8 protein-coding genes are annotated in these 11,998 nt (G+C 66.1%); 7 read left to right on the forward strand and 1 reads right to left on the reverse strand.

What is annotated here, in order from left to right:
* The first annotated feature begins 1 nt into the window (after nucleotide 1).
* The 5 genes from xdhA to C8J45_RS07110 are packed head-to-tail and all read left to right on the forward strand — an operon-like array spanning nucleotide 2 to nucleotide 7,106.
* Nucleotides 2-1,435, forward strand: a complete 1,434-nt coding sequence (gene xdhA / locus C8J45_RS07090) for a xanthine dehydrogenase small subunit (protein ID WP_107962558.1) — start codon at nucleotides 2-4, stop codon at nucleotides 1,433-1,435.
* Nucleotides 1,428-3,710 carry a xanthine dehydrogenase molybdopterin binding subunit gene (xdhB, locus tag C8J45_RS07095; RefSeq protein WP_258191341.1) on the forward strand — a complete coding sequence of 761 codons (2,283 nt, stop codon included), beginning with the start codon at nucleotides 1,428-1,430 and terminating at the stop codon, nucleotides 3,708-3,710. Before xdhA ends, xdhB begins: the two co-directional genes overlap by 8 nt.
* Entirely contained in the window at nucleotides 3,707-4,627 is a 921-nt protein-coding gene (gene xdhC / locus C8J45_RS07100) for a xanthine dehydrogenase accessory protein XdhC (protein ID WP_107962560.1), read from the forward strand. The genes xdhB and xdhC overlap by 4 nt, the downstream gene beginning before the upstream one ends.
* On the forward strand, nucleotides 4,627-5,895 hold the full coding sequence (guaD, locus tag C8J45_RS07105) for a guanine deaminase (protein WP_181321137.1): 1,269 nt from the start codon (nucleotides 4,627-4,629) through the stop codon (nucleotides 5,893-5,895). The genes xdhC and guaD overlap by 1 nt, the downstream gene beginning before the upstream one ends.
* Before the next feature lie 44 nt (nucleotides 5,896-5,939).
* Nucleotides 5,940-7,106 carry a nucleoside hydrolase gene (locus tag C8J45_RS07110; RefSeq protein WP_107962562.1) on the forward strand — a complete coding sequence of 389 codons (1,167 nt, stop codon included), beginning with the start codon at nucleotides 5,940-5,942 and terminating at the stop codon, nucleotides 7,104-7,106.
* A 3-nt stretch (nucleotides 7,107-7,109) separates the two neighbouring features.
* Here the strand turns inward: C8J45_RS07110 and C8J45_RS07115 are convergent, their stop codons facing one another.
* Nucleotides 7,110-8,051 (reverse strand): LysR family transcriptional regulator, encoded by a 942-nt coding sequence (locus tag C8J45_RS07115; protein ID WP_107962563.1) that lies wholly within the window; start codon nucleotides 8,049-8,051, stop codon nucleotides 7,110-7,112.
* A 214-nt stretch (nucleotides 8,052-8,265) separates the two neighbouring features.
* On the opposite strand from C8J45_RS07115, the gene C8J45_RS07120 reads away from it, so the two are divergent.
* Complete coding sequence (locus C8J45_RS07120) at nucleotides 8,266-10,770, forward strand: TonB-dependent siderophore receptor (protein ID WP_107962564.1); 2,505 nt, start codon at nucleotides 8,266-8,268, stop codon at nucleotides 10,768-10,770.
* A 103-nt stretch (nucleotides 10,771-10,873) separates the two neighbouring features.
* Nucleotides 10,874-11,986 carry a purine nucleoside permease gene (locus tag C8J45_RS07125; protein ID WP_107962565.1) on the forward strand — a complete coding sequence of 371 codons (1,113 nt, stop codon included), beginning with the start codon at nucleotides 10,874-10,876 and terminating at the stop codon, nucleotides 11,984-11,986.
* The last annotated feature ends 12 nt before the right edge of the window (nucleotides 11,987-11,998 follow it).

The raw sequence follows: 11,998 nt of genomic DNA on the forward strand, positions 1-11,998 counted from the left end.
GATGACCGTCAGGTTCCTGCTCGACGACGCGGTCGTCGAACTCGCCGAGGTCGATCCGACCGCGACGCTGCTCGATCACCTGCGCTACCGGATGCGCAGGACCGGCACCAAGGAAGGCTGCGCGGAAGGCGATTGCGGCGCCTGCACCGTGCTCGTCGGCGAACTGGACAGCACGGAAGACGCGGTGACGTGGCGTGCGGTCAACGCCTGCATCCTCTTCCTGCCGATGCTCCACGGCAAGGCGCTGCTGACTGTCGAGAGCCTCGTGAAGGACGGTGTCCTCACCCCGCTCCAGACCTGCATGGCGGAAAACGGGAGTTCGCAATGCGGCTTCTGCACGCCCGGCTTCGTGATGTCGCTCCACGGCCGCAGCATCGGCGCGACCGGCCACACGCTCCCGGTCGCCGACGTGATCGCCGGCAACCTCTGCCGCTGCACCGGCTATGGCCCGATCCTCGCGGCAGGCGAAATCGTCGCACCATACCCGCGCGATGACGCTCCGCTGGTCGCCAGACTGAAGGCGCTTGCCGAAACGGACACCGTCGCGGGACGCTTCGGCGACCGCCGATGGTTCATCCCGCGCACCGCGACCGCGCTCGCCGACCTGCTCGCGCAATACCCCGACGCACGCATCGTCGCAGGCGCGACCGATATCGGCCTCTGGGTCACCAAGGGCCTGCAGACGATCGACACGCTGATCTTCGTCGGCGACATCGCCGAACTCGCCCGGATCGACGAAACCCCGGACGGCCTGACGCTGGGTGCAGCCGTCCGCTACGCCGACGCGCACGACGCGTTCGCCCGCCTACACCCCGATCTCGGCGAACTCGTCCGACGCCTCGGCGGGCTCCAGGTCCGCAACGCGGGTACGATCGGCGGCAACATCGCCAACGGTTCCCCGATCGGCGACGGGCCCCCGGCGTTCATCGCACTCGGCGCGACCCTCACGGTGCGCAGCGCCGAAGGCCGCCGGACGATGCCGCTCGAAGATTATTTCATCGCATACGGCAAACAGGATCGCTGCCCCAACGAGTTCGTCGAGAGCCTCCACATTCCCCGACCCGGCCCCGGCGACGTCATCCACATCTCCAAGCTCGCCCGCCGGTTCGACAGCGACATCACCGCGGTCTGCGGCGCGTTCAAACTGACCGTCCGCGACGACCGGATCGCGCACGCCCGCGTCGCGTTCGGCGGGATGGCCGCAACCCCGAAACGCGCCGTCGGATGCGAAGCGGCGCTCACCGATCAGCCTTTCACGCTGGCGACCATCCAGACCGCGATGGACGCACTCCGCGCCGATTACGCCCCACTCACCGACGTCCGCGGATCGGCCGCCTACCGCATAGACGCCGCCGCCAATCTCCTCCTCCGCCTCTGGTACAAGGCGCAGGGCGAGACCGTCTCCGTGCTCGATCTCGAGTCCGCCGGTGGCTGATATCGCGCCAAAGCCCTCCAATCCGCACGACAGCGCCCGCCTCCACGTCGGCGGCGCCGCGCTGTACGTCGACGACGTCGGCGAACCCGGCGACATGCTCCACCTCGCATTCGGCCCGAGCAGCGAAGCACATGCCGGGATCGCCGCGATCGACCTCGCCGCCGTTCGCACCGCGCCCGGAGTCGTCGCCGTCTTCACCGCCGCCGACATCCCCGGCGCCAACAACGTCAGCCCGGTCGCGAAGGACGACCTCCTGCTCGCCGACGATGAAGTCCTGTATGTCGGCCACCCCATCTTCCTCGTTGCTGCCACCAGCCAGCGCGCCGCCCGCGTCGCCGCCCGGCTCGGCAAGATCGACTACGAACCGCGCGCCGCCCCCCTCACGATCGGAGCGGCGCGTGAGGCTAAATCCGAGATCGAACCGACCCAGCGCATGGCCCGCGGCGACGCGCGCGCCGCACTAGCCTCCGCCCCCCACAAAATCGCGGGCGGTTTCGCGATGGGCGGCCAGGATCATTTTTATCTCGAAGGGCAAGTCGCGATCGCCACCCCAGGCGAGGATGGGCAAGTCCACATCCTCAGCTCGACCCAGCATCCGAGCGAGATCCAGCACCTCGTCGCGCACATGCTCGACCGCAACTCGGCCGACATCACCGTCGAGGTCCGTCGGATGGGCGGCGCGTTCGGGGGCAAGGAAACGCAGGCCGCCGCCTTCGCCGCCGCCGCCGCGCTGGTCGCCGACAAGACCGGCCGCCCCGCCAAATTCCGCTGCGACCGCGACGACGACATGATCATGACCGGCAAGCGGCATGATTTCGAGGTCGCCTATGACGTCGGTTACGACGACGAAGGCCGCATACTCGCGCTCCACCTCCGGCTCGCTTCACGGTGCGGCGCCACGGTCGACCTGTCCCCCGCGATCAACGACCGCGCGATGTTCCACAGCGACAATTGCTACTGGCTTCCCGATGTCGAGATCGTCTCCGAACGACTGAAGACCAACACCGTCTCCGCCACCGCCTTTCGCGGCTTCGGCGGGCCGCAGGGCATGCTCGCGATCGAGCGCGTCATCGACGACGTCGCCGCGCATCTCGGCCGCGATCCGCTGGAGGTCAGGCTCGCCAACCTCTACGCTCCCGGCCGAGCAATCACCCCCTACGGCATGACAGTCTCCGACAACATCGTCTCGCAACTCATTGCCAAGCTGCGAAAAGACGCGCGCTACGACGCGAGACGCCAGGACGTCGAGGCGTTCAACGCAGGCAACCCCATCATCAAGAAGGGCTTGGCACTCACCCCCGTGAAATTCGGGATCAGCTTCACCACCACGCATCTCAACCAGGCCGGCGCACTAGTCCACGTCTATGCCGACGGCAGCATCCAGATCAATCACGGCGGCACCGAAATGGGCCAGGGCCTCTACATCAAGATCGCGCAGATCGTCGCCGACGTCTTCGCGGTGCCGGTGTCGCAAGTCCGCATCACCGCGACCCGCACCGACAAGGTCCCCAACACCTCGGCGACCGCAGCGTCGTCGGGCGCGGATCTCAACGGCATGGCGGCCTACAACGCGGCGATGACGATCCGTGATCGGCTGACGGAGTTCCTCGAGCGGACTTTCGACTGTGACGACATCCGGTTCACCCTGGAAGGCGTGGTCGGCGGCACGGAACGCCTCACCTTCCGCGATCTCGCCCGGAAAGCGCACATGGCCCGCATCTCGCTCTCCGCGACCGGCTATTACGCGACCCCCGGCATCGCCTATGACCGCGCCGCGCACCAGGGCCGCCCCTTCTACTATTTCGCCTACGGAGCAGCACTCGCCGAAGTCGCGATCGACACGCTTACCGGCGAGCACAAGGTGCTGGCCGTCGACATCCTCCATGACGTCGGCCGCTCGCTCAACCCGGCGATCGACATCGGCCAGATCGAGGGCGGCTTCCTCCAGGGCCAAGGCTGGCTAACCACCGAAGAGCTCGTGTTCGACGACAAGGGCCGCCTGCTCACGCATTCGCCAGCCACCTACAAGATCCCGACCGCCTCCGACCGCCCGCGCCACCTGACCATCGCCCTATGGGACGGCGAGAATGTCGAACCGACGATCGGCCGATCGAAAGCGGTCGGCGAGCCCCCCTTCATGCTCGCCATCGCCGCCTTCTCCGCGCTGAACCACGCTATCGCCGCGACCGCGCCCGACACGCGCAGCCTGCCGCCGTTGAACGCGCCCGCGACGCCCGAGGCGATCCTTCGCGCGATAGCCGGTCACCGCGGATGATCGACTGGCTCACCTGGCTCCGCGACATCGCCGCGAACCAACCCGCCGCGATGATCAGCGTCCTCGCCAGCGAAGGCTCGGCGCCACGCGGTGCCGGCACGCGCATGCTGGTCACGGCCGGCGCGCTGCACGGCACGATCGGCGGCGGCCAGCTAGAATATCGCGCGGTCGATCAGGCCCGCGCCATCCTCGCGCTCCCGACCGGAAGCTGGCGCGTCCAGGATTACCCGCTTGGCCCGCTACTCGGCCAATGCTGCGGTGGTCGCGTGCGATTGCTGGTCGAGAATATCGATCCGGGCGCACTCGGCTGGATCGCCGATGCCGCGGAGGAACGCGTGCTCGTCTCGACGCTGACGCCGACTGGAATCGAGCGCCGGATAAGCCACGACACTGTACCGACGCCGCTCTCCGCCAGGGGCCCCGCCCCGCTCCCCGGCACCAGCTTCGCCGAGATCGTCGGTCAGCGCCGCCGCCCGATCTACCTCTTCGGAGCCGGCCATGTCGGGCAGGCCATCGCCCGCCACGCCGTCAACCTGCCGTTCCGGCTCGCCTGGTTCGACACCCGCCCCGTCTTCGAAACGATCGAAGGCGTCTCGGTCGTCTCCGAAGCCGGAATCGCCGCGTGCGTCGCCGAGGCGCCCGACGACAGCGCGATCCTGATCCTCACGCACGACCACGCGCTCGACTACCAGCTGACCAGGGCCGCGCTCGAACGACCGCCGCCCGCGTTCGTCGGTCTGATCGGCTCCGCCACCAAGCGCGCGCGTTTCGACGCCCGGCTTGACCGCGAAGGCATCCCCGCCGAAGCCCGGGCTCGCCTTACGTCGCCCATCGGCATCGCCCGCATCCCCGGCAAGGAACCCGACGTCATCGCCATCTCGACCCTCGCGCAACTCCTGCAACTGACGAGCCACTGATGCGCAAAGCCTTCCGCGGCGAGATGCTCTCCGTCGCCCGCGATCCGCGCGAAGATCCGGACGCGGTCCGCCACGAACCCGACGGGCTGCTCGTGATCGAGGACGGTATCGTCATCGCCCGCGGCGACTATTCCGATCTCTCCGACAATTTTGCCGACGTTCCGACCGAGACGCTGCCAGGCCTCATCGTCCCCGGCTTCGTCGATGCGCACGTCCATTATCCGCAGATGGACAGCATCGCCTCGCACGGCGCTCAATTGCTCGACTGGCTCGACCGCCACATCTTCCCGGCCGAACGCGCCTTTGCCGACCGCGCGCATGCCGATGCCGTCGCAAGCGCCTTCCTTGATGAGCTGCTCCGCAACGGCACGACCAGCGCGCTGGTCTTCCCGACCGTCCACGCACATTCGGTCGACGCGCTGTTCGAAGCCGCGCTCGACAGGCGCATGCGCATCATCTCCGGCAAGATCCTGATGGACCTTGGCCCCGAAGGCCTCGCCGATACGCCGGAGACCGCGCGCGCGGAAACCGACGCGCTAATCCGCAGATGGCAGGGCCGCGGTCGTCTCGGTTATGCCGTCACGCCGCGGTTCGCGCTCACCTCCTCCGACGAGCAGTTGCGCGTTGCCGGTGACCTGGTGGCGGCCCATCCCGAAGTCCTGATGCACACGCATCTGTCGGAGAACGTGCACGAATGCGCCGCCGTCGCCGCACGGTTCAGCGATGCGCGCGACTATCTCGACGTCTACGACCGGTTCGGGCTGGTCGGTGACCGCTCGGTGTTCGCACACGGCGTCCACCTGTCCGATCGCGCCTGCACCCGCCTCGCCGAAAGCGGCGCCGGGATTGCCGTCTGCCCCAGTTCCAACCTGTTCCTGGGCTCGGGCTTCTTCGACTTCGGCCAAGCCGACGCGCATGGCATCCGCCTGGGGCTCGGCACGGACATCGGCGCGGGCACCAGCTTCTCGATGCTGCACACTGCCGGCCTCGCCTACCAGGCCGCGCTCGCTCGCGAAGACGCCCTCGACCCGTTTCGTGCGCTGTACCTCGCCACCGCCGGGAGCGCCCGCCTGCTCCACATCGAAGACCGCGTCGGTAGCCTGGAAGTCGGTCAGGAGGCGGATTTCGTCGTGCTCGACAGCGCAGCGACGCCGCTGCTGGCGCGCCGGACACGGGATGCAAGTCTCGCCGAGCGTCTGTTCGCCTTGCAGATCCTCGGCGACGACCGGGCAATTCTGCAAACCTACATCCTCGGACACTGCGCCTAAGACCGCGCGCAGGGCTTTGCGAGACCCGCCATGGAGACGACGCGATGAGACCCGACCCCGCCCACCGGATCGCGCGTGCCGTCCGCACTTTTGCGCTCTGCTTCGCGATCGCCGTGGCTGGCACCGCCACCGCACAGGAGTCCGCCAGGGCCGGCGCGCAGGATGCCCGGCGAAAAGTCATTATCGACGACGAGGGGTTCGCGTTGATGCACCTGATGCTGCTCGACGCGCCCGACGTCGACGTCGTCGGCATCACGACCGTATCCGGCAACGTCTGGGCCAATCGCGCCACGGCACTGGCTCTGCGCGGCGTCGAGATCACCGGCCGTACCGATATTCCCGTCGTGCAGGGCGCGACCTATCCGTTGCTCAATTCGGAAGCGCTGACCGATCGCTGGGAGGCACTGTACGGCAAACTCACCTGGAAGGGTGCGTGGATGAAGGCCTGGGTCCAGCCGACCCAGCAAACCACGCCGCCCTATTACGGCCCGACCGATCCGGTCGTGTTGCCCGGCGGCAATGCGAAGACGAAGCCGTCGCCGGAGATCGCCGCGATGTTCCTGATCCGCATGGTCCACGCGCATCCGGGCGAGATCACGATCGTCGCGGCAGGGCCGCTGACCAATCTGGCCCTCGCCCAGCGGCTCGATCCGAGTTTCGCCGGGCTTGTGAAGGAACTCGTCTACATGGGAGGCAGCCTCAATCCTCGGCAGGTCCTGTCGAACCCTTCGGCCAACGAGTTCGCGCGCGAATACGTCAACACGCCGCGGCGCGAGTTCAACATCCGGTTCGATCCCGAAGCCGCGAGCATCGTGCTCCGCAGCGCCTGGAAGCGGGTGACACTCGTCCCAGTAGATCCGGCGACCGCGACACAGTTGAGCGTCGCGTTGCGCAACCGCCTCGCCAAGGTCGCCGACCCCGACGTTGCGCAGTTCATCGCCGCGATGGAACCGGGCTTTCCGTTATGGGACGAAGTGGCTGCGGCGGTCTGGCTCGATCCGACGATCGTCACGGCGAAGGAGACGCTGTTCGTCGATGCGAACACGCAGTTCGGCGCGGGGTATGGCGATCTGCTGTCCTGGGACGAAGGGTATCAACCCGGATTGGGCGAGCAGCGCGCCACGGTCATCCGCTCCGTCGACCCTGCGAGGCTGGAGGCGTTGATGACCCGGCTGATCGCCAACGGTGCAAACCGCCGCCTCCATAAATAGCCCTCATGCGTCGGGATCGGCGGTCGTTTCCATCGATGCCGGATAGCTCAGTTGCGCAAAGCCGTTCTCGATCTCGCGCAGGACGATCCCGGCGGCATAGGACGGCGTCCGCGCCGACGACGTGCACAGCGCGAGGATCATCGGCCGCAGCACCGAATCCGAGATCTTGGTGAACGACAGCAGCCCTCGGCGGACCTCCGTCGTCACGTCGATCGAGGTCAGGATGCCGATCCCGACGCCTTGCAATACGAGCGACGTGATCATCTGGATATTGTCCGACGTCACCGTCTTGTCGACGACCACGCCTGTGATACCCTCCAGCACGGCGATCTGCTGACATACCGCCAGCGGCTCGGCGGGAACGATCAGCGCAGAACCCGCGCAGGCCGAGAAGCGCGCCTCGCGGTGCTGGCCGAGCGGGTGCCCTGCCGGCGTCAACAGGCCGAGGACGACCTCGACGAACGCTCGCACGGTGATCCCGCGGAAGGATTGCGGTTCGAAGAATATCCCGAAATCCACTTCGCCGCTCAGGATCGCACTCCGCACGGCGTCGTTGTTCAGCACCTTGATGCCGATCGTGATGCCCGGATACTGGCTCTGGATCGCGTGGATCGTGCTCGGGATATAGCCTTTCGCCAGCGCATCGATGATCGCGATGTCGACATGCCCGCGTTTCAGCCCACGAAGGTCCTCGATCTGGGTCCGGACATCGCCCAGTTCCTTCTGCCATTTCAGTCCGGACGCCATCATCATCTCGCCCGCTGCCGTCAGTCTCAGCCCGGTCGGCAGGCGCTCGAACAGCGGCATTCCCATATCGGCTTCGACGTTCAGGATCTGGCGATCGATCGCCGACGCCGAGACGTTGAGAACGTCGGCCGCCTTCCTGATCGAGCCCAACCGCCCGACCGCGATGAAGTAGCGCAGAAATCGTGAAAAGGCGGGCATAGACCACTCTATTTTTTGCAACGGGCTGCGGAATTCATTGCATTTGATAGCCGCAGGTCAAGCCCCTACGCAGTGTTCATAAAGATAAAGGTTCGGGGGCGGATCGACGCAACAATAGTGTCGCCAGGAAAGGCGTCGGCGCGACAGTGTTGCGACGGCACATACGCAGAGACGCGGGGGCATCTCGCCGTTAAGTTCAGGGGGAATAGCAATAATGGTACACATTCAGGGCTCCGGCTCGTCGAACGTTGGTGTCTCGCGCAGCCATGGTCGATCGCCCCTGCTCGCGCTGGTCGCAGGCCTGCTGTCCTGTACGGCGATCACCGCGCCCGCGTTGGCGCAGACCGCGCCGCAGGCCGCGACTAAAGAAGACCCTGTCGATGAAAGCGCCGAGATCGTCATCACCGGCTCGCTCGACGCGCTGCCGAACAAGGACGTCGGCTCGATCTTCGGCTTCAACAAGACGCTGGTCGAAACCCCGCGCTCCGCCTCGACGATTAGCGGCGAGCAGATCGAGCGCTTCGGCATCGCCGACATCTACGATCTCGTCGCGCAGGCGCCAGGCACCTTCACCAACTCGTTCTTCGGCGTCGGCGGCGCGCTCGATATCCGTGGTACGCCCGGCGAAGTCTATTTCCGCGGCGTCCGCCGGCTCGACAATCCGGGCAACTACCCGACCCCGATCGGCGCCTCCGACCGCATCGACATCGTTCGCGGCCCCGCCTCGCCGATCTACGGCCCGTCAAAGACCGGCGGCTACATGAATTTCGTGCCCAAATCGGCACGCGTGAAGGGCGGCGCGCTGCTCGACCATGCCGAGGGTGAGATCAGCTATACCGGCGGCAGCTGGAACCGGAACGTCCTCAAGGCCGAAGTCCGCGGGCCGGCAAAGGTCATGGGCACCGAGTTCGGCTACAGCCTGTACGCCGAGATCGAGGATTCCGGCAGCTATTACCGCAACATGGGCACCAACCAGACGATCCTGCAGGCGGCGTTCGACAACCATCTGACCGACACGCTGCGGATCGAGTTCGGCGGCATGTACCAGAAATATTCGGGCCAGCAGAACGGTGGCTGGAACCGCCTGACGCAGGATCTGGTCGACAACGGCACCTATATCACAGGCTCGGCCAAACCGCTCGACACCAATGGCGACGGCCAGCTTTCCCCCGCCGAGTTCACCGCAGTCGGCAATTTCGCGCCGTTCGGTGGCTTCGGGTGCGGCGGCAACGTCACCGCGGCATCGATCACCAACGCCTGCTTCAACACCCTTACGGCGGCGAACGGCACCGGCCCGAACAATTACCTCGCGCTCCAGAACGTCGGCACCGCCAAGCTCAGTCGCAAGGACGTGCTGACCGGCGAGGACGATTTCCTGAAGAACACGACGAAGACCGGCTATTTCGACATCATCTTCGACGGCGGCGACGGTCTGGAGATCAAGAACCAGCTATTCTACGACGGCTACAACAACGACAACAACAACGCCTATGGCTTCTCGCAATTCCACGATTCCTGGGTAATCGAGGACAAGATCGTCCTGTCGAAGGCGTTCAAGACCGATGTCGGCAAATTCTCGTTCCAGGTGTCGCCATCGATCCGCTATACCGATTTTCTCCACGGCGACGATTTCAACTTCGAGTATTTCCACCGGGTCGATCTGACGGTGGGCTATACGCCGCTGTCCGATCGCCTGCTGTCGACCGAATGCGATTGTGATTACACGGATTACGTAAAGGGCCATTATACCGACTACGGTCTCGCCGGACTTGCCGATCTCGACTTCGACTTCGGCCTCGATCTGCTGCTCGGCGCGCGCTATGATATCGTCGACGCCAAATCGACCACCAATCCGACCAAGGTTCGCGTCGTTCCCGCCGTGCTGAGCGGATCCGGCAGCACCGGCGCATGGTCGTGGACCGCGAGCGCATCCTACAAGCTGCCGTTCGGCCTGATCCCGTACGTCACCGCCTCGCGCCAGTCGACCGTCGTCGCGGGTCAGGGTGCGGAGATCGCCGTCGCGGACGTCGTCGGCGAGAACTTCGTCGCTGCCTCGAAGCTTTACGAAGGGGGCCTCAAGGGCAGCTTCCTCGACGACAAGCTCTACGCTGCCGTCTCGATCTACAAGCAGAGCCGCACCGATCACAACGTCCAGTCGGCGACCGTCAACCAGTCGGTCGAAACCAGGGGTCTCGAGGCCGAAGCCCGCTGGGCGGTCGACAAGCACCTGTTTATCACCGGTGCCTATACCCGGACCAAGGTCTACAACCTGACATTTCTAGATGCGGGCTCGACCTTCAGCTTCTTCGGCATCGGCGATCTGATCAACGTCACCGATCCGACGCTGTTCCTCGGCGGCCAGCCGGGCGGCCTCATCCCGATCGCCGACAAGGAAGCATCGCGACGTCAGGGCATTCCGACGAACCTGTACTCGGCCACTGCCAGCTACGCGTTCGACAACGGCATCGCCTTCACTGCCAGCCTCGTCCAGGTCGACTCGACGTTCTCGGGCCAGTCGCGTGTCGTGAAACTGCCGGCCTACACGCTGGTCGATCTCGGCGCGTCGTACCAGAAGGACAATTGGCTGTTCCGCGCCGTCGTGAAGAACGTCACCGACACGACCTACTTCCGCGCGAACTTCACCGAATTGTTCGGCAGCACCATCGTCCTCCCCGAGCGCCCCCGCAGCTTCCAGGGCTCGGTCATCTACAAGTTCTGACGCGAAGGGGGGGGGGGTGCAGGACGCCCCCCACTCCCGTCATCCTGGGCTCGACCCCGCATCCAGAGCCAAGAACCGCACCACACCGGGAGACACCGACCCTATGCCCCTCCTGACCCGCGCCGCACTCTACGCGAGCGCCGCCCTGAGCCTGCTCTCTCCGACCGCCTACGCAGCGCCCGCCAAACCCGCGCCAGCTACCGGCATCAAGGCCTGCGCCCCAGGCGCACCCTGCCCGCACCCGCTCCAGATCCGCGCCGTCGTCGTCACCATGTTCGAGATCGGCAACGACACCGGCGACGCCCCCGGCGAGTTCCAGCTTTGGCGGGAACGTCATCATTTCGATGTCCGCATTCCCTTCCCGCAGGCCGATCACGACCTCTATTACGACCCGACATCGCACGTCCTCGCGATCGTCACCGGCATGGGCACCGCGCATTCCGCCGGATCGACGATGGCGCTTGGGCTCGACCAGCGCTTCGACCTGACCCGCGCCTATTGGCTGGTCGCCGGGATCGCCGGGATCGACCCCGAGGACGCCTCGATCGGCTCGGCCGCCTGGGCGCGCTACCTGGTAGACGGCGATCTCGGGCATGAGATCGACGCGCGCGAAATCCCCAAGGACTGGAAGTCGGGCTATTTTCCGCTCGACCGCAAGGGGCCGAACGACCCCCGCCCGGCGACGCCGCACGGCGAGATGTTCGAACTGAACGCCGGCCTGCGGGACTGGGCCTACACGCTGACCAAGGCGATCAAGCTCCCCGACGATCCCGCGATCACCAAGGAGCGCGCGCGCTACTCCGGCTACCCGATGGCGCAACGCCCGCCCTTCGTCCTGAAGGGCGATCAGCTCGCGGCGACGACCTTCTGGCACGGCAGGATCCTCAACGACTGGGCGAACGACTGGGTGCGCTACTGGACCGCCGGGAAGGGCGAATTCGTTACCTCGGGCATGGAGGAGACCGGCACCTACCAGTCGATCCTTCAGCTCGCCAAAATGGGCCGCGTCGACAAGACCCGCGTCATGGTCCTGCGCGCCGGCAGTAATTTCACCATGCCGCCGCCGGGCGTCACCGCCGCCGACTATCTGCTGCGCGAGAACGAGGGCTTTTCCGGCATGACCGCGGCGCTCGAAAGCCTGTATCTCGTCGGCTCCCGCGTGATCGACGAACTCACCACGCACTGGGACCGCTACGAAAAGACCGTCCCGAAATGACGGTCCGATCAC

This window comes from Sphingomonas sp. PP-CE-3G-477 (assembly GCF_003050745.1).
Taxonomy (GTDB): domain Bacteria; phylum Pseudomonadota; class Alphaproteobacteria; order Sphingomonadales; family Sphingomonadaceae; genus Sphingomonas.